Below are 22076 nucleotides of genomic sequence, written 5' to 3'. Positions count from 1 at the left end.
GAAATGTTGCGAAAATACCACGCCGCCATAAACATGAGTATAATAGTCATGCATTTCACTTTCTTGTGAAATGAATCTTGATAGAACGGGTCACCTTATTAATACCCGTCTATCCAGAAAGTGCTTGATATGCCCAGACTTCGTTGCGTCACCCGGTCGACTGTCCGTCTCGCCCTTGCAGGCACTTCGCTGTTCGCATTGTCACTGACAGCTTTTGCGCAAGACGCGGCGACAACGACGGCTGATGGTGCAACAACCCTCGAGACCCTGACTGTCACCGGCGGTAGCGGCGGTGTTATCACGGCTGACGGCTATGTCGGCACAAGCAGCGCCACCGGTGCCAAGATCGACACGCCTTTTCTGCAGACGCCGCAATCCATTTCCTCTATCACCGAACAACAACTCAAAGACCGCAATCCGCAGACCCTGCTCGATACCGTCGCCTACACGCCCGGTGCGCGCGTCGGCGGCTACGGCTTTGATCCGCGCTTCGACAGTTTCACGGTCCGCGGCTTCGACGTCACCTATAACGGCGTGTTCCGCGATAACCTGCGTCAGCCGGGCGCCAGTTCGTCAGTGTTCAAAACCGAGCCCTACGGCCTTGAAGGGGTCTCCATTCTCCGCGGCCCGTCATCGGCACTCTACGGTGCATCCGGCGCTGGCGGGCTCTTCAACCTGATCACCAAGCGGCCGACCGAAGAGCCGCTGCGGGAATTGCAGCTGCAATACGGCTCCGACAACCGCTATCAGGGCCAGTTCGATTTTTCCGGCCCGATCAACGACACCGATCCGCTCTACTACCGCATGACCGGCCTACTGCGGAGCGCCGATACCGAACAGGTCGGTGTGCCGGATGACCGCGCCTATATCGCCCCCGCCTTCACTTGGAAGCCGGATGAAGACACCAAACTGACCATTCTCGGCGAGTATTCCCGCAGCAAGACCGGCGGTACCGCCGCCTATTACAATGATCCGACCGGCAAGGTCACCGACATTTTCGCCGGCAACCCGGACTTCAACGATTCCGTCCAGACGCAGGCGCGCCTCGGTTATGAGTTCGAACATCGGTTGAACGATGTCTTCACCTTCCGCCAGAACGTCCGCGTCTCGACGCTGAACACCGATGCCGACTGGGCCTTCGCTTATGCCCCGAATGAAATCGATCCGACATTGCTCGACAGTAGCGCCGGCTCATTCGACGAGCGCCTGACCTCCATCGTCATCGACAACCAGATGGAAGCCAAGTTCGACACCGGTCCGATTGAACACACGCTCCTGGCTGGCATCGATTATTCGAAGCTGCGCTTCCGCTCCCTGAATGGCGATGGCGCCACGCCACCGCTCGACATCAGCAACCCCACGAAGGGCCGCCCGACAGATCCGATCGCTTTCACCAGCCGTGTCGATCAGGACCAATGGCAGCTCGGCACATACCTGCAGGATCAGATCCGTTACGACGCATGGACGCTGACGGCAGGCGCTCGTTACGACTGGGTTTCGACCGACACCGACACGATCGATCTGACCACCAAGGCCACGAACACCGTATCCCAGAAAGACAAGGAATTCTCCGGTCGTATCGGACTTACCTATGAAACCGATTTTGGCCTTGCCCCCTATATCAGCTATTCCACGGCCTTCTCGCCCAATGCAGGCCTGAACAGGGAAACCAACCAGCCGTTCAAGCCGACCGAGAGCAAGCAGCAGGAGATCGGTGTCAAATATCTGCTGCCCAACAGCAACACGATGATCACGGCCGCTCTGTTCAATATTGACCAGGAGAACAGCCTCTACTACGAAGTCGTGAACCTGCCGACGGGGCCTGCAAATATCCAGGTTCAGCGCGGCAAGGTACGCTCGCGTGGCTTCGAGCTTGAGGCGAATACCAGCCTCGACAATGGCATCTCACTGGTTGCCGCTTATACGTACACGGACATTAAGATCACCGAAGGCCCGGCAGATACCGTCGGCAACTCCGTCTCCTCGATCCCGCGCCATATGGCATCGCTTTGGGCCGACTACACATTGCCGGAAGACGGCTTCGGTGCAGGTCTTGGCTTCGGAGCAGGTGCGCGGTTTCTCGGCGAAAGCTATGGCAACGACCAGAATACGACGCGCAATTCGGCGCGCGTCCTGTTCGACGCCTCCGCCCACTATGATTTCGCCGCCATCGACAAAAAGTACGAAGGCCTGCGCCTGCAGGTCAATGCCACCAACCTCTTCGACAAACGCGAAGATGTCTGCTCGGCGGGTTTCTGCTACCGCGACCAGGGCCGGGCTGTCATCGGCTCGCTGAAATACAGCTGGTGATCCGTTGAGCCTTTCCGCCAACCACGACACAAACACAGCCTTCAGGCCATCCGGCCTGAAGGCGGTGTTTGCCGGTGAGCATGCGTGGTGCGGCGAGAAGATGATGCTGTCGTCCGAGTTGGAGGGTGGCGTTCCGCTGCCGGAGTTCTTCGGCTCGGGCGGTTTTGCCGCGGCACTCGACACCTATGCGGCGGCCCATGGGGGAACAGATCGCCGTGCCGTCGCCTCGATGTGGTCGCTCTATTATTTCTCGATGCTGACGATCCCCTACATCGTTGCGCGCCGCGCCGATCACGCCCTGCCGGTCAGCATGCGGAACATGACCATCGCACTTGCCGAGGACGGGCTTCCGCGTGCGCTTGGCCTGAACAGCGAAGGCGACTGGAGCGAAGGAGAGAATGACAATCTTCTCGCATTCGTCACGCCATTGATCAGCCAGCACCTTGCCGAGATTGTCGCGCAACTGAAGGCACAGGCGGGCATTGCACCGAAGCTCGCCTGGAACAATGCGGCCGTTTACATCAACTACGCCTTCAATGCCACGGAGCGGGAACGCGCAAGCGATGCCTGGGCGTCACGGTCGCTTTTTTCGGAAACGCACCTGCCCGATGGCTCGCCAAATCCCTTCCTCGGCAGTTTGCGTCACGAGGTGGATGGCGAACAAACCGTTTGCCGCCGCAAGGTCTGTTGCCTGCGCTATCTTCTGCCCGGCATTCCGAGCTGCGGCGAACTCTGCGCCCTTCCCGCCCAAAGAAAGCGATGATTGTGAAACGCCTCCTTCTTTTGACACTCGGCCTGTTTCTGGCCTTTACCTCTGTGTCCAGTGCCGGGGAGCGCTGGCCGTTGACCTTGACCGACGGGATTGGCCGCCAGGTGACGATCAGGGAAAGGCCCAAAGCCATCCTGCTCGGTAGCGGCTTCAATCTGGTCGCGCTGTCGTTGATCCATCCAGACCCGGTGAGCCTGCTTGCCGGCTGGTCCGGTGACATGAAGGGCGACAATCCGGAAATCTACAAGGATTTCGTCGAAAAATTCCCGGCCCTCGCGGATGTGCCGATCATTGGTGATGGCACCGGTGACGGCCTCTCGTTCGAGACCATCCTGTCCTTGAAGGCCGATCTTGCCGTCATGGCCAACTGGCAGGCCGATACGGAACTCGGCAAGCGGGCGATCGAGTATCTGGAAAGCACCGGCGTTCCGGTTTTCGTCGTCGATTTCAACAGCGATCCGTTGAAAAACACGCCGCAGAACATGCGCCTGCTCGGCAAGATTTTTGAACGGGAAGAACAGGCAAACGCCTTTGCCGATTTCTACGAGGAACATCTGAAGCGTATCACCGACCGGGTCGCCGCCAATCCCGAGCCCGGTCCGACCGTGCTGATGGATGCTTTCCCCAATCCAGATCGCTGCTGCTTTGCCTATGGCACCGGCGGCCTTGGCGAATTCATCGGCATCACCGGCAGCCGCAACATTGCCGACAAGAACCTGCCGCGCCAAGGTGGCATCGTCAGCAGCGAATACCTGATCCAAGCCGACCCGGACGTCTACATCGCCACCGCCTCGCCAGGCGGTACCTACAGCGCCTTTTCCGTCGGTCCCGGCGTTGCCTCCGACGAGGCCCGAAGGACGCTTGGCGAGGCCGTGAAAAACCCGGTTCTGGCAAACCTCTCGGGCGTCCAGAACGGCCGGGTACATGGATTGTGGAATTTCTTCAACGCGGTGCCGCTGAATATTCTGGCCGCAGAAGCCTTTGCCCACTGGCTAAGGCCGGAGATGTTTGCCGATATCGATCCCGATCAGAGTCTGAAGGAAATCAACGCGCGGTTTGCCGCCGTTCCGTTCCGCGGGGCCTACTGGGTCAGCTTGAAATAGAAAATGGCCGGATGAAAATCCGGCCATTTTTTTGTGTTTTTGATCACGCAGCCTTTTTCATCGCTGTTGCATTGACCGAAGCTTCGGCCAGCGCAGTCAGCGCGTGATCGGTCGCACCTTCCTGCTGCAGGGTCTCATCCAACAGCTTGACTGCATCCTTCAGGCCAAGCATTCCGGCCCAGGTCTTCAACGTGCCGTAGCGGGCCATTTCGTAATGTTCGACAGCCTGTGCCGTTGCCAAAAGGCCGGCATCGAGCGCTGGCGAACCCTTGAATTCCTCGAGAATTTCTTCGCCTTCCTCAACAATCCCGTCGATGGCGGGGCAGGTCTTTCCGACGGCACGCTTGCCAAAAATTTCAAACACCTGCTGCAGGCGCTCGATCTGGCCTTCGGTTTCCTGATGATGTTTTTCGAAGGCGGCCTTGAGCTTTGGGCTCTGCGCGCCCTTGGCCATTTTAGGCAGGGTTTTCAGGATCTTGCGTTCGGCGTAGTAGACATCCTTGAGCATGTCATAGAACAGGTCTTCCAGGGCTTTCTCGGCCATTGGTCTCTTCCTTTTCCGCAATTGAAACATGTCGGGGGCGACGAGCAGGAAACGAGTGAACATCGGCTTTGTTCCCCCATCCCCAGACTTTCGCCGCATCGTCCCGCAGAGTGCTTCCCTCCCGGCACCAGCCCGCCTATATAGAAGACCGGAGGACTTTGATGATCTGGATTTTCCCTGCGATTGCAGGCCTTTTGATCGTATATTTCGCCATGCGCTCGTCGCGCTTCCGGCATTTTGCCGAACCGGTGCTCAGCCTGATGGTCGCAGCAGGATTGATCTCTGCTTTTGTCATCTGGATCAACGACGGCAAGTCCACCAGCATCGCCGATCCGGAAACACAACAAATCCAACCAACCTTGACGCCGCAGGACATCGCCCTCGAAGGCATGACCTTTGCGCGCAACCGGCCGGATACGAGCTATCGCGCGACCGGCACGGTCTTAAACAAGAGCGGGTTCAATCTCGAATATTTCCGGCTTTCCGTGACGCTGGAAGACTGCCCGAACGACCAGTGCAAGACTGTGGGCCAAGATGCTGCCCTCATCCTGGCGCGCATTCCGGCGGGACAGAGCCAGGCATTCGAAACCTTCTTCACTTTCCCAAACCCCTACGGCGTCGAACCGGCGGCACCGAAATGGTCCTACAAAGTGACCGAAGTTCGCGGCCGGATGCCTTAAGGACACCGGCTGCTGGCAAGCCAAGAGGGAGCGGCGATCTTTCGAGACAGCCGTTCCGTCCATCGTCAGATCCTGCTGACGATCCCCGCCGTTGTCACAACCTCCGCAAAATCCGCGCGAAGCGTTGCCACATGGGCGCGATGGATATCGGCGGCGGCGATCTGCACGCCATCGCTGTCGGCAAGATCAAAGCAGTCGCAGGCGTCCTCCACGAGAATGACCTTATAGCCCATGTTGGAACCGACCCGCACCGTTGTCGAAACGCACATGTCCGTCGAGATCCCGAAGACGACGATCGTATCGATCCCGGCGCGGCGCAAGCGCAGGTCGAGATCCGTGCCGATAAAGGCAGCGTTGACGCTCTTGGTGACCAGTGGCTCGCCATTTTGCGGTTCGAAACCGGGACGAAAGGCATTGCCCGGATTGCCGGGACCAAGCGTTGATCCCTCTTCGACGCTATCGTGCCGGACGTGAACGATCGGCCGGCCTGCCCCGCGCCAGGCCGAGAGAAGCGAAAGGCCGTTGGCATCGACCTTGTCATTCCAGCGCTTCGGCCATGGCGCATGATCGAATGCCTGCTGCATATCCACCGGTATCAACGCCGTTTTATCGGAAAGTTTCATCGGACAGTGTCTCCTTGCCTGTTGCAAGTGGAAACTAGTTGCCATTTCATCCGGTTTCACTGAGCAAGACGGCGGAGAACCGGCTGTTTGTCCGGTGTGTTGCGCAAGAGGCAAGCAAATGATCGACCTGGATGAAAAAGACCGCCTGCTGGTCGCGGCCCTGCGGAGCGATTCCCGCCAAAGCCTTGTGGCGCTCGCCAAGCGCAGCGGCTTGTCGCGCAGTGCTGTGCATGAGCGGTTGCGCCGGCTGGAAAGCAGAAATGTGATCGCCGGTTATACGATCCGGCTCGGCGCCGAGACCCATGATCCCGGCGTCCGCGCGCTCGTCGCCGTCAGTTTCCAGCAAGGCAAGAATTGCGACCATGTGGTGCCGCATATTTCCGGCATCCCGCAGGTCGTCAGCTGCTGGTCACTGGCTGGCGCCACCGATCTCATGCTCCTGGTCGAGTGCGGAACTAATGGCGATCTCGACACGATCCGAAGGCAGATCGCCACGATCCCGGGTGTTGCGACCGTGCAGACCCATGTCGCGTTGCGCACCCATTTCGACCGCCGGGGCGGCTAGTTCGCCCGGCTGATCTCGTCGAGATACCAATTGATGTAACGCAGCTCGTTCTGCTCCATCGGTGCGATCGGGCCGGGCACAAAATAATGCGAACGGACGCCGCGCGAGGTGTGTTCGATGATCGACTTGTCCTCGTCGGTGGTGACGGTCCAGAGCCATTTCAGCTTCTCGAGATCGTAGTCGACGCCCTCCTGCGCCTCGCCGTTGACCAGCCAGATCAATTCCATCTCGCAGGCTTCCGGCCCCTTCGGAATGAAGCGGTAGATCATGCCATGGTCGGGATAGCAGACGAGGAAGGACGTGCCGCCGAGGTGGACGGAGGTCACGCCACCATCGAACTCGGTGAAGCGGCCCATCAGCGGCGCCAGAGGCGAACCGTCCTGGCTGCCGGTCTTGACGCCATCATAAAGCGCATAGCGGAACGCATGGATGGTTTCCTTGCCATTTTCCGACGTCTGCCAGTGATCGCCGGAGCCGACCTGGATGCCGAGCGCGCAGGTGCGCTCTTCCATCGCCGCGTTCAGCGCCTCGATCATGTGCAGTGGCTGTTCCAGCGCGTGGGTCTGCGAATATTCCGGATGCGCCGGACCGCAGTGATAGCACTCGACATAGTTTTCGACCGCCAGCTTCCAGTTGGCATCGACCGGATAGCTCTGCCGGTGGGCCACCTTCGCCTGTCCCCAGCCATACTGGCCGCAGGTGGCATGCAGAAGATTTTCGACTTCGGTGAAATCCAGCGGATTTTCTGCAAACGAGATAAAGACCAGTCCTTCGACGACGCGGACATGCAGCTTCTTCAGCCCATGGTCCTCACGCTTGAAATCCTTCGGCATCAACCGGGCGGCCCGCAAAGATCCATCATTGCCATAGGTCCAGGCATGATAGGGACAGACGAACACGCGGGCATTGCCCTTGTCCTTGGTGCAGACCTCGGCACCGCGATGGCGGCAGACATTGAGGATGGCGTGAACAGAACCATCCGCATGGCGCGTCAAAATCACCTGCTCGGACGCCATGCGAAAGACCTCGAAATCGTTCGGTTTCGGGATGACGCTTTCATGCGCGACGCAGTGCCAGTGACGGCGGAAGACGCGCTCGAGATCACGCTCATAGATATCCGCGTCCCGGTAGAAAGGCCGGGTCAGACCATGGCCGGGCCTATGCTCGGCGACGAGCTGGTCGATGCGGTCGAGGGGCTTGTCCGCTATCTTTGATTCTGGCGCGAGCATGGCTTTCATCTCCTTGAAAACATCCGGAAAAACCGCGTTCCGGCGCGCGCATTCAGTGTGTGGAAGCGGTAAGGCTCCCTTTTCTCCCCTACAGGGAGAAGGTGACCCGAAGGGTCGGATGAGGGGAGCGGCATATTCGACATCTGCCGAACCGCCCCCTCATCGCCTCGCATGCGCTCGGCACTTCTCCCCGCAGGGGAGAAGAGGGAACCTCGCCTAAACCCGCACCCGCTCCGACTTCGGATCATACATCGGCGCAAGCGAGGCCTCCGCCTTCACCCGCGTCCCGGCAATCTCGATTTCGTAACTCGAGCCCAGCACATCCGCCTCGCTCTCGCCCTTGCAAGGCACATAACCAAGCCCGATCGCGCCGCCGAGATGGTGGCCGTAATTGCCGGAGGTGATCGTGCCGACGATCCTGCCGTCACGGACCACAGCTTCGTTGTGAAACAGCAGCGGCTCCGGATCGGTGAGCCGGAACTGCACCAGCCGGCGTGACAAGCCTTTGTCCTGCTTTCTCAACACGGCATCCCGGCCGATGAAATCGCCCTTGCCCGGCTTGACCGCAAAACCAAGCCCCGCTTCGAGCACATGGTCTTCGTCGGTGATGTCGTGGCCGAAATGGCGGAAGGCTTTTTCGATGCGGCAGCTGTCGAGCGTATGGATACCGCAAAGCTTCAGGCCGATATCCGTCCCCGCCGCTTCCAGCGTCTCGAACACATGCGCCGTCTGGTCGGTGGAGACATACAGTTCCCAGCCGAGTTCGCCGACATAGGTAACGCGGTGGGCGCGAGCGAGGCCCATGCCGATTTCGATTTCGCGGGCCGTGCCGAAAGGATGGGCGGCATTGGAGAAGTCGTTGGGGCTGACCTTTTGCATCAGGTCACGCGCCTTCGGGCCCATGACGCAAAGCACCGATTCAGATGCGGTGATATCCGTGATGACGACGAACTCGTCGGCAAGATGCTTTCGCAACCACGCAAGATCGCGCTGCAAGGTGGCACCGGGAACGATCAGCAGGAAGGCGATTTCCGAGAGACGGGTGACCGTCAGATCGCTCTCGATACCGCCGCGGGCATTCAGCATCTGCGTGTAGACGATGCGGTTGGTGGCGACATCCAGCTGGTTGGCACAGAGCTTCTGCAGAAAGGAAAGCGCATCGCGGCCCTCGACGCGGATCTTGCCGAACGAGGTCATGTCGATCAAGCCAACGCCATTTCGGATCGACAGATGTTCGTCACGCTGGTTTTCGAACCAGTTCTGCCGTTTCCAGCTGTATTTATACTCCCGCTCCTGACCGGGCTTGGCAAACCAGTTGGCCCGCTCCCAGCCCGCGACTTCGCCGAACACGGCCCCAAGTGCCTTCAGATGTTCGTGCAAGGGCGTGCGGCGAACACCGCGTGCGGTTGCCATCTGGCGATAGGGGAAATGGTCGGCGTAGAGCAGACCGAGCGTCTCAGTGACGCGCTCCTTCAGATAGGTGCGGTTCTTCTGAAACGGCTGCGCCCGGCGGATATCGACTTCCCAGAGATCGAACGGCGGCTCGCCATCGTTCATCCATTGCGCCAACGCCATGCCCGCGCCACCGGAAGAGACGATGCCGATGGAATTGTAACCGGCAGCAACCCAGTACCCCTTCAGCTCCGGCGCTTCGCCGAGATAATATCGGTCGTCGGGCGTAAAGCTTTCCGGACCATTGAAGAAGGTGTGGATCCCTGCCGTTTCCAGCATCGGCATACGGCTAACGGCCTTTTCAAGGATCGGCGCGAAGTGATCGAAATCCTCCGGCAACTGGTCGAAGCAGAAATCTTCGCTGATCCCGTCCATGCCCCAGGGCTTGGCTTTCAGTTCGAAGGCGCCGATCAGCATTTTGCCGGCATCCTCCTTGTAATAGGTGCATTCGTCCGGCACGCGCAGAACAGGCAGACGCTGCAGCCCGGCGACCGGTTCGGTGACGATATAGAAATGCTCGCAGGCATGCAGCGGCACTGTGACACCCGACATATTGCCGAGTTCCCTGCCCCACATGCCGGCCGCATTGACGACATTGTCGGTCTCGATGGTGAACGTTTCGCCGTTCTGCTCGCAAGTGACGCCCGAAACCCGGCCATCCTTCTTGTGGACTGCCGTCACCTTGACGCCTTCGAGAATGGTCGCGCCGTTCTGACGTGCGCCTTTAGCGAGCGCCATGGCAATATTGGCCGGATCGCACTGGCCATCGAGCGGCAGGTGCACGGCGGCGGTAACATCCGAGATGTTCAGATGCGGATACATCGCCTTGACTTCATCCGGCGAAATCTCGCGCACATCGACATCGAAGGCGCGGGCGAGCGAGGCCTGCCGGTAGATTTCCTGCTTACGCTCCTCCGTCAGCGCGACCGTGATCGAGCCGCATTGGCGCATGCCCGTACCGATGCCGGTTTCAGCCTCCAGCTTGGTGTAGAGATCGGCCGAATATTTAGCGAGCCGGGTCATGTTTTGGCTGGCGCGCAGCTGGCCGATCAGACCGGCTGCATGCCAGGTGGTGCCCGAGGTCAGTTGCTTGCGCTCCAGAAGAACGACATCGGTCCAGCCGAGTTTCGCCAGATGGTAGGCGACCGAACAGCCGGAGACGCCGCCACCGATAATGACCGCGCGCGCCTTTTTGGGGATAGCCTTGCTCATGCGCGCAGTCTTTCATTCTTGGGATCAAACAGCGGCTCGTCAGCCTGCACGACGGCTTTGAAGCGGTCGCCATAAATCTCGACCTCGACTTCGGTTCCCTGTACCGCCAGATCGGCCCGCAGCATCCCGAGCGCCACGGACTTGCCGATCCGGTAGCCCCAGTTTCCGGATGTCGTTTCGCCGACCACCTTGCCACCATGCCACAGCGTCGACATGTAGGGCGCGTCGCAATCTCCTGCATCGACAACCAGCGTCACAAACCGCTTAGTGACACCCTGCTGCTTTTCGCGCTCCAGCGCCGTCTTGCCCTTGAAGTCGGGCTTGGCCCAATCGACGAAACGCTCAAGCCCACCCTGCAGGATGGTATAGTCGGTCGAAAGATCACCCTTCCAGGCGCGATAGCCCTTCTCGATGCGAAGACTGTCCAGCGCCTCCATACCAAAGGGTTTCAGGCCGTGCTTCTGGCCCGCCGCCCAGACAGTGTCGAAGATCGCAGCGGTATCATCGATCTTGGTGTGAATCTCCCAGCCAAGTTCACCGGCAAAGGACACCCGCACCAGCTGACACCAGAGCCCGGCAATCTGCACCGACTGATGCATCAGCCACCCCTTGGTCAGGTCGGCCTCGCAGACGTCAGCGAGAATATCGCGTGACTTGGGACCGGACAAAATCTGGCAGCTGAAGCTTTCGGTGACGTCGTCCAGCGTAAAGGCGGCATCTTTCGGCAGATGCTTTTTCAGCCATTCGAAATCATGCCACTGCGCCGTTGCTGCCGTGATCAGGAAGAAGAAATCCTCCTCCAGCGCCATGGCCGACATTTCGGTGACGATGCGGCCCTTGTCATCGGAGAAATAGGCAAGACCGATACGGCCCGGCTTCGGAACCTTACCGGTGGTGAGGCCGAGCAGCCAATCACGGGCGCCCTCGCCCTTCAGGCGGAACCGCGAGAAGCCCGGAAGATCGAGAATACCGGCGGCATTGGTGACCGCAAGGCATTCCTCCTCGATCCGCTTCTGCCATGGCCCTGCCCGGTTCCATGTCTGCGTCGATTCCTCGGAGAGGTCGTCGCCCGGCTTGGCGTACCAGTTGGCCCGCTCCCAGCCGTTGTAGGGCTTGAACTGCGCGCCTAGGGCCGCGATGCGGTCGTGGATCGGCGACAGCTTCTTGTTGCGGCCGGCAGGCCAGGCGTGTTTCGGAAAATGCATGGCATATTCATGCCCATAGATTTCCGTGCCCTTGGCGATGCAATAATCCTGATCGATAAAGCTGGTGAAGCGGCGCGGATCACAGGACCACATGTCCCACTCAGTCTGCCCCTCGGTCACCCATTCCGCGAGCACCTTGCCGGCACCGCCGGCCTGGCAGATGCCGAAGGTGAAGACGCAAGCCTCGAACGCATTCGGCACACCCGGCATCGGCCCGATCAGCGGGTTGCCATCCGGCGCGTAGGGAATGGGCCCGTTGATCATCCGCGACAGTCCGGCGGTACCGAGGATCGGCACGCGCTCGACAGCATCGTTCAGATACCATTCCAGCCGCTCGAGATCGTCAGGGAAAAGCTGGAAGGAAAAATCCTCCGGCATCGGATCGTCCGTGGTGATCCAGTGCGCCTTGCAGTTCTTCTCGTAGGGTCCGAGGTTCATCCCGGTCTTTTCCTGCCGCAAGTAATAGGAGCTGTCGACATCACGCAGCAGCGGCAGCTTGTGCCCGGCTTCCTTCGACCACGCCGCAAGTTCGGGGATTTCCTCAAACAGCATGTATTGATGGCTCATCACCATCATCGGAACATCGCGGCCGAACCATTTGCCGACTTCGCGGGCGTAATAACCGGCGGCGTTGACCACCTTCTCACAGCGGATATCGCCCTGTGGCGTGGAAATCACCCATTCATCGTTTTCCCGGCGCGCGCCGGTGGCGGGACAGAAACGGAAAATCTTCGCGCCCAGATCGCGCGCGCCCTTGGCCAGCGCCTGCGTCAACTGGGCCGGATCGATATCGCCGTCATAGGGATCGTAGAGAGCGCCGGTCAGATCATGCGTCTCGACGAACGGATATCTCGACTTGATCTGGTCGGGCGATAGGATATCGAGGTCCATGCCCTGATAGCGGCCCATGCCGACAACGCGCTTGAACTCCTGCAACCGCTCCTTCGAATGGCCGAGCCGGATCGAACCGGTGACATGATAGTTCATCGGATAATCGACGAGATCGCCCAGCTCGCGATAGAGCGAAGCCGAATAGCGCTGCATGTTCATGATCGACCAGGACGACGAGAATGTCGGCACGTTGCCCGCCGCATGCCATGTGGAACCGGCCGTCAGCTCGTTTTTTTCGAGAAGCACGCAGTCCGTCCATCCGGCCTTGGCCAGATGGTAAAGCGCAGACGCGCCGACCGCACCTCCCCCGATGATCACGACGCGCGCATAAGACGGCAAATTCGACATGTCTGTTCCCTTGTTTGGGACCAGTTTTCGCAACGAAGCACACGTTCATCAAGCAGATGGAATTCGCTTTATTGATCGAAGAATTCGATTAGATTGCAAATTCAGAAACAAGTCCCCTCCCCAACCCTCCCCACAAAGGGGAGGGTTGGGGAGGGGTTTCAATGCAGAAAAGCTAGCCACACCATGCAGATCGACCTCATCGAAACCTTCCTCGACCTGATGGAAACCCGCAGTTTCAACCGGACGGCCGAGCGATTGAACATCACGCAATCCACCGTCTCCCACCGCGTCAAGGCGCTGGAAGCCCAGTTCGACCGCAAGCTCTTCACCCGCAACAAGGGCGGCACGGCGCCGACAGCATCCGGCCTACGGTTCCTCGATCACGCCAAGGCGCTGCAGCATCAGTGGCACGAGGCAACGCGGGCGGTTGAAAATGCTGGGACCTACGAGCGTTCCATGCGGCTGGGCATCCAGCACGATCTGGCCGAAGCCTTTGCCGGAAAATGGCTGTCGGCCGTTCGCGCCGACTTACCGACAACGTCGATCTATATGGAAGCCGATTATTCCAACCAGATGAACCGTGATCTCGCCGCTGGCGATCTCGATCTCGCCATCCTCTACACGCCGCATTATCTGCCGGACCTTCACTATGAGCGTATCGGTGAAATGACCTACACCCTGGTCGGCACCACGGCGCGGACGGTCGGCGAACTGTTGCCGGAAAAATATATCCAGGCCGTCTATTCACCAGCCTTCGACCGGGCACACCGGCTGGCTCTGCCGCAGCTTTCATCCGCCCCGCTGGCCTCGGGACAGAACATCGCCATCACGGACCTGCTGAAAACACTGGGAGGTTCTGCCTACGTCACAAGCAGAACAGCCTTGCAGCTCGAAGGCGAAGGTGCGGCTTTCCCGATCACGGACGCACCGCCGATACAACAGACGGTCTACGCCGCCACCAGCATCCGCACACGCCACGCACACCAGCACCGCCGCATCATCGGTGCCATGCAAGACCTGTTGGGGCAATAGGGACGACGAGCGGCTGGCTCATCAAGGCGCGACCAGATCCAGTTCCTGATCCTGCATCAGACGCGCCAGCATATCGGCGGCCGGAACGGGATAGGCGATCGCATACCCCTGCAGGATATCGCATCCGAGGCGCGTCAAAAGTTTGGCGTGCTCCAGCGTCTCGACGCCTTCGGCAATCACCTCGATATTGAGCGCCTTGGCGATATCGATGATCGAGCGCAAGAGCCGTTTCTGCTCACGGGACGTGGTGATCGGAAAAACCAGTTGCCGGTCGATCTTCATCCGCCGCGGCTTCAGCTTTACCAACCCGATGATCGACGCGTGGCCAGATCCGAAATCATCAATCTCGATATCGATACCCATGGCCTTCAATCCGGCGACGTTGGAAAACACATCATCCTCGCTATCGTCGAGAAAAATGGTTTCCAGCAACTCGAATGACAGCATATCCGGCTGAACATGGAGACGTTGAAGTTCGTCAATCAAAAGCGGATCCGACAACCGGGCGGCCGATACGTTCACAGCGATGCGGGGCACATGCGCGCCTTGCCTTATCCAGTTTTGGCGGTCTTTCAACGCTGCTTTCAATATTGCGGAATCGAGATCGTCCAGCCGGCCGAGATTACCCGCAACCTTGATGAACTCGCCCGGCAGAATCAGTCCGCGCTTCGGATGGCGCCAGCGCGCCAGAGCCTCCATCCCGACAACACGCCGGGTGCGGGCATCGATCTGCGCCTGATAGTAGGGAATGAATTCACCCTTCTCCAGTCCATGAGCGAATTGCCTGCCGACCCGTTGCTCGTTGTTGAGTTGCGCCTTCAATTGCGCCGAATACACCTCAACCCGCCCCCGGCCGAGTTTCTTGGCGCGGTGAAGGGCAATATCGGACTCGGCCAGAAGCCCGGCGATATGGCGGCCGCTGGCAGCGGCGACCCCGATCGACCCGCCAGTACGCAACTCCTCGTCATTGTGCCAAACCGATTGTTTCAATTGCTGCGTCAACCGCTCTGCCCGGCTTTTGAGATCATCCAGCGACGTAAAATTTGCAATCAGAACCGCGAATTCATCTCCGCTGACCCGCGCAATGAACGAGTTCTTCGGCACGCCTGCTTCAATCCGCTTGGCGCAGGATTTCAAGACATCGTCTCCGGCCGAATGGCCGGCGGTATCGTTGATCTGCTTGAACCGGTCGAGACCGATGTGCAGGATTGCCAGCTTTTCCAGTCCGGTATCGCTGGCAAGCTCGCCCAATCGCCGGTCGAAAAACCGGCGATTGGGAAGCCCTGTCAGGTAATCGTGCTCGGCCGCATATTCGATCCGCCCGGTGCTCGCTTCAAGAGCAACCGCGCGCGCTTCGGCAATCGCCTTCTGCCGCCGCAATTCGCGATTGAGCAATACATCGGCAGTGACATCCCATTCGGCCCCGATGAGGGTGATATTGTCGTTTTCCTCGAAACAATAGGCGCGAGACCGAAGGTAGCGGATTTCACCGTTGGGCAGAACGATCCGGTATTCCGAGGAATAGACATCCTTGGCTGCGATCGCCTTGTCGAAATCGGCCTGGGCCTGGGCAAAATCATCGGGATGGATCGCGTTCATCCATACCTCCGCCTTGACGCGCTTTTGCGTCTTTCCGGTTCCGTAGAGCCGGTGCATCTGCAGATCCCAGACGACTTCGTCTTTCTGCGTATCGTGCTCCCACACACCGATCTGAGAAGCGTCAAGCGCAATTCCCAAGCGGCGAAGAATATTCTGGAATTCCTGTTCGGACCTCGCCGCTTTCATGGTTTTCTCTATGAAGGATTCTTCGCGTTTCAGCGCCGCCGCATTCTACACCAAGGTTCCTAAAGAACTATTGTTCCATTGGAAGAGAAGAGCATTTTTCAAAACAATCAACCATTAAGTGTTGCTTCAAATAAACCATCTGCAACTTAGGCGCTTTTAACGACATCTTGCATATCGAATTTCGACGGGGAACGCAAAAATCGAAGGCGGCAATGCGCTACTGGAGGTCGCAGCGTTGAATTGACATGACCGGGGCAGCGGCATAATCATCATTGCATCAATTGGTTCTCTGGGAGCGAGGTGCTTTCGGGGAGTAAATGGGAACGTGACGGATGGACCCATTCTGGGCATCTTTATCACGGCCGACCCCGCGACTGTAGAGCGGTCAGAGTTTGTCATGCCGGTACGTTCATCCGGTAGAAGCCACTGCGGCGACGGGCCTTGTGCCCCTGCCCCGGGAAGGTGAGGCAGGCTCCTTGGCGCGAAAGCGCCTGACGCCGCGAGCCAGGAAACCTGCCGGTTGATGAAGGGCATGGTGCCCAATTGGGTGGGATATTTCCCACGCGCCATCACGGAGGTTGTCATGGCTACGACTACAGTTTCAAGCGTTCCGCTTTCTCTCAACGACCGCATCACGACCGCTATTCTCGCCCTGTTGATCGGCGGCTTCCTGGTTTTCGGTGCCGGCCTTGCCAATTCCGCCGTGCTGCATGACACCGCACACGACGTTCGCCATTCCTACGGCTTCCCCTGCCATTGATGTAGGCTGTGGAAGGCCCTGCGCTTTCCGCACGACATCGACAACAAGGATCGCGGATTTCATCGGGAAATCACGCGGCGATGAAGTGCGCCCCTGCTTCGGCATTGGGCGATTTTTTCGCATGGGAATTGAAACACAACAAGCGTTGGGCACCAACGATAGATCTGCTCCGCTTGAACTTGGGGGTATCAAATGATTGTCAAAACACTTCTGGCCGCATTGGTGGCTGGATTGATTGCGGGCGTCTTCATGACGGCGGCGCAGGAATTGCGCGTGGTCCCGCTCATCCTTCATGCCGAGGAATATGAAGTCAAGGAACCAGCAGCCGAACCGCCGGCTGGCACAGAAAGCCAGCAGCACTCCTCGCTCGACCGGTCGTCGGTGATCGGCGATATGCTGTCGGCACTCTCACCGATCACGCCCGCTTACGCACATGAGGGGGAGCACGAAGATGAGGGCGGCATCATGTTCGGCATGAGCCGCTTTTCTGGGACGCTGCTCGCCAATCTCGTGGCCGGCGCAGGCTTTGGTCTGCTGCTCGCGGGTGCCAGCCTTGCCTTCAACTATCCGATTACGTTGCGCAACGGTGCTCTCTGGGGGGCCTGCGGCTGGTTGACGGTTCACCTTCTGCCCGCCATCGGCCTGCCGCCGGAGTTGCCGGGCTTCCCCGCCGCCGATCTTCATGACCGGCAGATCTGGTGGATCGCGACCATCGCTCTCTCTGTCGCCGGCCTTTATCTCATCGTCTTGCGCGGTGAAATCCTTGCGAAGATCATCGGTCTTGTCCTGATCGCAGCACCTCATGTCTACGGCGCGCCGCAGCCGTCTGACATTTCGAGCCCGGTTCCGGCTGTTCTCGGTGCAGAGTTCGCGGTCGCCGCCTTGGCAACGACATTGGCATTCTGGATCGTGCTCGGTGTGATCTCGGGATACCTGAACGACCGGTTTCTGAAATCGGCTTGAGCCCTATCTCTACCGCGCAGGCACTGCTTGCGCGGTAGCGGCGATCAGAAGCCGCCGGTGCGCTCGACATGGGCACGCAGGCGGCTTTTTTGCGTCTCCTCGTCGAGAAGCACGCAGACATCGCAGAAATCCCCACCCTCTGTTCGATAGTTGAGACAGCAGCCGCTTCGCAGCCGGAAGATACGCTCGACCGCAACGCCAGCGCAAACGGCGTCGAGCCTAGTGTATCGCACAACGTCGGACGAGAGTGGCGAGCCCGTCCGGTTGATGATGGCAAGGGCTGCAGTCATTGCGCATTCCTCTTCGCCCAAGGCCGCGCCGACCTCCAGAAAAGCGCCGGCAATGCCATCAGCAGCCAGCCGCCACTGTGCGACCGGGGATAGGCCGGTCCGGCCCTGCAGCGCCTCGATCACCGGAATGAAGCTTTCGACGAACATATCGTGAAAAAGCACCGCCCAGTGGTCAATGCGGGTAAAGCCTGCGAAGCGAAAATGAAAGCGGCAGACACCCGACGGGCAAATTTCCACCGGTGGAACGCGGTCATGCGGAACGATAGGTTCAAACCGGAACGTCAGCCGATCCGGGCGCAGGTCAGCAACCAGCCCTGTCCGCAAATAAATTGCTGCAGCCGCTATGCTTAGATGGTGGCTGTAGAAGGAAATGAGATGGGCGCCTTTGACGCGGTCATCCATCCCGGTGGCAAAGCGGTTCTGATAGTCAAGCAGGCACTCGACCATATCGCCATCACCGTGCCATGCCTCGGTGACCTGCAGAAAACCACCACCTTCCCGTTCCCGAGACACAGCGACCTGCGGAAAATGCTCCGCCTGCCAGGCGATGGCGGCATCTGCCTGTCTTCCATCATCCTCTTTAAAACTGCCTGAATCTCGGTTCTCGTCCACAGGGGCCGCCCGTTATCTCCTGGCAGCCCGTGTACCTTAAAGCCAGCCGCCGGAAAAGCCTGCCCGTCTAAGGCCACGCCGGATAACCGGCGTTTCACGCAGCAGGTTCCAGTAAATGCCACTGCGATGGTTTTCGATCATCATCACCAGCAGCCCTTGGTCGAGACCAACGCTGCGGTTGTTAAGCCACCCCTCCGCCGTCTTGCCGGGAACGCTTGGATTGAAACTGCCCAGAAAGCGTCCTGCGTCGATAACATCGGGATAGCTCGACAGCATATGCCGTGTCGCCGACATCGCAGCCTGAGGCTCGAATGGCAGGCATGCAAGCGGCGCCCAGGGCGCAATCGTGCCGTCGTCCGGCCCGAGCGGCGCACCGCGTGCAGCATAACCGGCAAACTGCTGGCGCCGTCCGTCCTGCAAACGGCGCGGGCGTTGCGGGCCGTCGCACGATGTCAGCCCCCATGTATCGGCGCCATAGCCGGTAAATCCGCCGGGATTGGCGATCGCATAGTCGCGCTGGACAGCAATCGCGCGACAGGTATTTTCGAAATAGTCCGTATCATGCGCCGCGACAGCCGCGTCGCGGATACCCCGAAAATCAATCCACGCATGTGAGAACAAGTGGATAAAGAGTGGCCCGGCGTAAAGGAACGGCTTGCCCTTCACCGTCATCCAGTCGAACTTGCTGGCAAAGGCGTCATAACTTTCCTTGCCGATCGGATAGGATGGCGAGGCCAGCGCCAGCGTGTAGAGGATCATCGCCTCGCTATAGGATTCCCAGCGATACGGCAGAAATCCGGTTCGCGGTTTCCACCCGAGCCACAAGGCCCCCTCGCCGTCCAGAGCCCAGGCCCAATTTGCACGCGCATAGAGCATATCGACGTGAGAGCGGATCTCCGTCTCGACCTCGTCGTCCTGATTGAAATAAGCCGCCGCCGTTATCATACCGGCGATCAGCAGCGCGCTATCGATCAACGAAAGCTCGCTACGCCATCTCCGCAGACCGGTTTTCATGTCGAGAAAGTGGTAGTAGAGCCCCTTGTAGCCGGTGGCATCCTTGTTGCGGCTTTGCGGACTTTCAGCAAAAAACCGCAGGGTGACAAGCGTTCTTGCCGCAGCGTCCTCGCGGCTCATCCACCCTCTCTCGACGCCGGCTGGATAGGCGGAAAGACCAAAGCCGGTCGCGGCGATACTCGACGGCGCGCCGGGCAGCGATGTGTCAGCAATCAAACCGTTTTCGGGATTGACGAATTCTAGAAAGTACCCGAACGCCGCTTGCTGCAACCGGTCGAGAATGACCGTGTCGGTTTCGTTTTTCAGAAGCATTGCAGGCTTACTCCAGTCGATCGAAAGTTTACTAAAAATGAGAGCCGGTACAAATCACCGATTGTTGAAGTCATCCGCATCCGGAACAGTCGCCTCACTTACGATCTGTGTTACATTTTAGTTTCATACGATCCTCAGAGGCGATTGGATGACCTGATGCTCACAACACTTGCGATGTTTCTGACGATTTCAGGCACTGCAATTGCAACGCCGGTCGCCGACACTGCTCAGATCGATGTCGCACTTGTGCTTGCCGTCGACATGTCGGGCTCGATGGATATTGAAGAGGCCGAAGTGCAGCGCATGGGCTATGTCGAGGCCCTGCGTCACCCGGAGTTTATCAATGCGGTCACGGCAGGCCTCAACGGCCGTATCGCCGTCAGCTATTTCGAATGGGCAGGCAGCGTCAACGAGACGTCTGTCATTGGCTGGCAATTGATTGACGACGCAAAGGATGCTGCAGACCTTGCCGAACATCTTGCCTCCCGGCCGGTGTTCACCCGCCGCGGCACGTCGATTTCCAATGCCATCACCTTCGCATCGAAACTGATATCAGCCAGCCCTTACGATGCGATGCGCCGGGTGGTGGACATCTCCGGCGATGGGCCGAACAATCTCGGGCCTCCCGTCAATCCGGCGCGCAACGCAGCCGTTGCCAGCGGCATCGTCATCAACGGCCTTGCCATTCTCATCCGTCCGTCAGGGACACAAGGCTCGCTTGATCGCTATTATGCCGACTGCGTCATTGGCGGCCCCGGCTCTTTTGTTCTGCCGGTCCACCAGCCGGAAGATTTCGCCGTTGCCATTCGCCAGAAGCTGATCATGGAAGTCAGCGGCCGCCAGCAGCCAGCACGCGTCATCCCCGTGCAAACCCCTCCGCCATCCGATTGCATGATGGGTGAAAAGCTGCGCCCTGGCTTCCTGGACCGAGTCTATCCGGAACTGGATAAGTAGGACGTCCGCCTCGCAGGCACCGGCCAGACCATGAGCCAATGCATCGCATCGTCAGGCATTGCCTGCCCTGCCGCCGGAAAATCAATACCAACAGAAAATTCGCGCTCCCCGCAGTTTCGCAACCTATTCCTATTTATAGGAAAATGTGATTATATTGAATGAACGTTCAGCAAATAATGGGGAAATTCATGAACGAAATGACCCGCAACATCACCGTTCCCAATGACTGGGACCGGAGCGGCCTGCCCGGCTGGTGCTACCACAGCGACGCGCTGCTGGAGCTTGAAAAACAACATGTTTTCCGCGAGCACTGGCAGATCGCCTGCCACGTTTCGGACGTGCAGGAACCCGGAAATTACATCACCATGGATGTCGTCGGCGAGCGCGCCCTGATCCTGCGCGACCAGGACGGCGTGGTGCGCGGCTTCCACAACATCTGCCGCCATCGCGGCTCGCGCGTGGTTGCTGATGACAGGGGAACGTGCCGCAACGCGCTTGTCTGTCCGTTCCACGGTTGGGTCTACAATCTCGACGGGACGCTGCGCGGTGCCGCCCGCCCCCGCTCCTTCCCGCCGCTCGACAAGCAGGAATTCGGACTGATCCCGCTCGATCTGGAAGTCTGGATGGGATTCGTCTTCATCCGTTTCGCGCCCGGCCCGCAGCCCTCCGTCGCCGAACTGATGCAACCCTTCACCGCCGAACTTGCAGAATACAAGACCGAAGACATGGTGCCTGCAGGCAACATTTGGACCCAGGCCTCGCCGGTCAACTGGAAGTCGGTGCGTGACGTCGACAACGAAGGCTATCACGTGGCGATGGCCCACCCGGCACTGCAGGATCTCTACGGCTCGAGCTATTATGACGAACCCTTCGTCAACGGCCTCTGCCGATCGTTCGCCACCTACAATCCCCATGCCGGGCGGCGCTGGAGTGTGCGCAACTATGTCAGGATCGCCCCGGAAGCGGCGCACCTGCCCGAGCGTCTGCGCAAGGCCTGGATCTACTACGGCATCTTTGCCAATGCAGTGATCGCCGTAACGCCAGAGGCCGTGCAGTTCTATCAGGAATTCCCGCTCTCGACCGGCGAAACCGTGCTGCGCGGCGGCATCTACCGCTACCGCGACGAGACCCGGAACCAGCGTGCCGCCCGCTACCTCGCCCACCGCATCGATCGCGACACGCAGGCTGAGGACGTTCAGCTGACCATCTGGTCGAACGAATCCATGACATCGAAGGCGTTCAACGGGTTTTACCTGTCTGATCTGGAATATGGGGTGCGCACCCACCACGACCACCTGCGGGCGGTCTTGCCGGTGATGAATCTTCCAAAGGCACCGGATGAGCGGGACATGGTCGGCATCAATGACGAGCTTCGATCCACCAAGCCGTAAAACCATAAACCACAAAAGAAAGGGCCGGAAAA

At 59.2% G+C, this 22076-nt stretch carries 18 protein-coding genes and 1 riboswitch; of the genes, 10 read left to right on the top strand and 8 right to left on the bottom strand.

The annotated features are described in order from the left end of the window. Positions 1 to 129: 129 nt before the first annotated feature. The 3 genes from R6X40_RS02890 to R6X40_RS02880 all read left to right on the top strand — a co-directional run bounded on the left by R6X40_RS02890 (position 130) and on the right by R6X40_RS02880 (position 4182). Entirely contained in the window at positions 130 to 2310 is a 2181-nt protein-coding gene (locus tag R6X40_RS02890) for a TonB-dependent siderophore receptor (RefSeq protein ID WP_318410791.1), read from the top strand. Positions 2311 to 2410: 100 nt separating this feature from the next. Further along, positions 2411 to 3073 (top strand): siderophore-iron reductase FhuF, encoded by a 663-nt coding sequence (gene fhuF / locus R6X40_RS02885; RefSeq protein ID WP_318411296.1) that lies wholly within the window; start codon positions 2411 to 2413, stop codon positions 3071 to 3073. Beyond that, positions 3070 to 4182 carry an ABC transporter substrate-binding protein gene (locus tag R6X40_RS02880; protein ID WP_318410789.1) on the top strand — a complete coding sequence of 371 codons (1113 nt, stop codon included), beginning with the start codon at positions 3070 to 3072 and terminating at the stop codon, positions 4180 to 4182. The genes fhuF and R6X40_RS02880 overlap by 4 nt, the downstream gene beginning before the upstream one ends. Positions 4183 to 4225: 43 nt before the next feature. On the opposite strand, the gene R6X40_RS02875 is transcribed toward R6X40_RS02880, so the two are convergent. Further along, positions 4226 to 4726: a ferritin-like domain-containing protein gene (locus tag R6X40_RS02875; protein ID WP_318410788.1), complete on the bottom strand. Its 501-nt coding sequence runs from the start codon at positions 4724 to 4726 to the stop codon at positions 4226 to 4228. A gap of 161 nt (positions 4727 to 4887) precedes the next feature. Between R6X40_RS02875 and R6X40_RS02870 the strand changes: the two genes are divergently transcribed. Next, positions 4888 to 5406, top strand: a complete 519-nt coding sequence (locus R6X40_RS02870) for a hypothetical protein (protein ID WP_318410786.1) — start codon at positions 4888 to 4890, stop codon at positions 5404 to 5406. 65 nt (positions 5407 to 5471) lie between these two features. Here the strand turns inward: R6X40_RS02870 and R6X40_RS02865 are convergent, their stop codons facing one another. Next, entirely contained in the window at positions 5472 to 6029 is a 558-nt protein-coding gene (locus R6X40_RS02865) for a cysteine hydrolase family protein (RefSeq protein WP_318410784.1), read from the bottom strand. Between the two features lie 118 nt (positions 6030 to 6147). On the opposite strand from R6X40_RS02865, the gene R6X40_RS02860 reads away from it, so the two are divergent. Then, positions 6148 to 6594 (top strand): Lrp/AsnC family transcriptional regulator, encoded by a 447-nt coding sequence (locus tag R6X40_RS02860; RefSeq protein ID WP_318410783.1) that lies wholly within the window; start codon positions 6148 to 6150, stop codon positions 6592 to 6594. Here the strand turns inward: R6X40_RS02860 and R6X40_RS02855 are convergent. The 3 genes from R6X40_RS02855 to R6X40_RS02845 form a co-directional block, all read right to left on the bottom strand. After that, positions 6591 to 7823 carry an aromatic ring-hydroxylating dioxygenase subunit alpha gene (locus R6X40_RS02855; protein WP_318410781.1) on the bottom strand — a complete coding sequence of 411 codons (1233 nt, stop codon included), beginning with the start codon at positions 7821 to 7823 and terminating at the stop codon, positions 6591 to 6593. The genes R6X40_RS02860 and R6X40_RS02855 overlap by 4 nt on opposite strands. Before the next feature lie 216 nt (positions 7824 to 8039). Then, positions 8040 to 10487 carry an FAD-dependent oxidoreductase gene (locus tag R6X40_RS02850; RefSeq protein WP_318410780.1) on the bottom strand — a complete coding sequence of 816 codons (2448 nt, stop codon included), beginning with the start codon at positions 10485 to 10487 and terminating at the stop codon, positions 8040 to 8042. Next, positions 10484 to 12931, bottom strand: coding sequence for an FAD-dependent oxidoreductase (locus tag R6X40_RS02845; protein WP_318410778.1), 2448 nt, complete (start codon positions 12929 to 12931; stop codon positions 10484 to 10486). Before R6X40_RS02845 ends, R6X40_RS02850 begins: the two co-directional genes overlap by 4 nt. Positions 12932 to 13114: 183 nt before the next feature. Between R6X40_RS02845 and R6X40_RS02840 the strand changes: the two genes are divergently transcribed. Further along, complete coding sequence (locus R6X40_RS02840) at positions 13115 to 13963, top strand: LysR family transcriptional regulator (protein WP_318410776.1); 849 nt, start codon at positions 13115 to 13117, stop codon at positions 13961 to 13963. A gap of 21 nt (positions 13964 to 13984) precedes the next feature. Here the strand turns inward: R6X40_RS02840 and R6X40_RS02835 are convergent, their stop codons facing one another. Continuing rightward, positions 13985 to 15748 carry an EAL domain-containing protein gene (locus R6X40_RS02835; protein ID WP_318410774.1) on the bottom strand — a complete coding sequence of 588 codons (1764 nt, stop codon included), beginning with the start codon at positions 15746 to 15748 and terminating at the stop codon, positions 13985 to 13987. Positions 15749 to 16013: 265 nt separating this feature from the next. Further along, positions 16014 to 16284, top strand: a riboswitch (cobalamin riboswitch). Positions 16285 to 16331: 47 nt separating this feature from the next. Here R6X40_RS02835 and R6X40_RS02830 point away from each other — a divergent pair. Further along, entirely contained in the window at positions 16332 to 16508 is a 177-nt protein-coding gene (locus R6X40_RS02830; protein ID WP_082512317.1) for a CbtB domain-containing protein, read from the top strand. Between the two features lie 192 nt (positions 16509 to 16700). Further along, the gene (locus R6X40_RS02825) at positions 16701 to 17471 is read left to right on the top strand and encodes a CbtA family protein (RefSeq protein WP_318410769.1); all 771 of its coding nucleotides are present in this window, start codon (positions 16701 to 16703) and stop codon (positions 17469 to 17471) included. Between the two features lie 44 nt (positions 17472 to 17515). Here R6X40_RS02825 and R6X40_RS02820 read toward each other — a convergent pair whose 3' ends face one another. Then, on the bottom strand, positions 17516 to 18373 hold the full coding sequence (locus tag R6X40_RS02820) for a (2Fe-2S)-binding protein (RefSeq protein ID WP_318410767.1): 858 nt from the start codon (positions 18371 to 18373) through the stop codon (positions 17516 to 17518). A gap of 36 nt (positions 18374 to 18409) precedes the next feature. Beyond that, entirely contained in the window at positions 18410 to 19699 is a 1290-nt protein-coding gene (locus R6X40_RS02815) for a glucoamylase family protein (RefSeq protein ID WP_318410766.1), read from the bottom strand. 156 nt (positions 19700 to 19855) lie between these two features. Here R6X40_RS02815 and R6X40_RS02810 point away from each other — a divergent pair, with 156 nt between their 5' ends. Next, the gene (locus tag R6X40_RS02810) at positions 19856 to 20653 is read left to right on the top strand and encodes a DUF1194 domain-containing protein (RefSeq protein WP_318410764.1); all 798 of its coding nucleotides are present in this window, start codon (positions 19856 to 19858) and stop codon (positions 20651 to 20653) included. A gap of 188 nt (positions 20654 to 20841) precedes the next feature. Then, positions 20842 to 22044: an aromatic ring-hydroxylating dioxygenase subunit alpha gene (locus R6X40_RS02805; RefSeq protein WP_318410761.1), complete on the top strand. Its 1203-nt coding sequence runs from the start codon at positions 20842 to 20844 to the stop codon at positions 22042 to 22044. Positions 22045 to 22076 lie beyond the last annotated feature (32 nt).

Source organism: Rhizobium sp. PL01, from assembly GCF_033447125.1.
GTDB lineage: Bacteria > Pseudomonadota > Alphaproteobacteria > Rhizobiales > Rhizobiaceae > Pararhizobium.
This window is presented reverse-complemented; position numbering and strand designations above follow the sequence as displayed.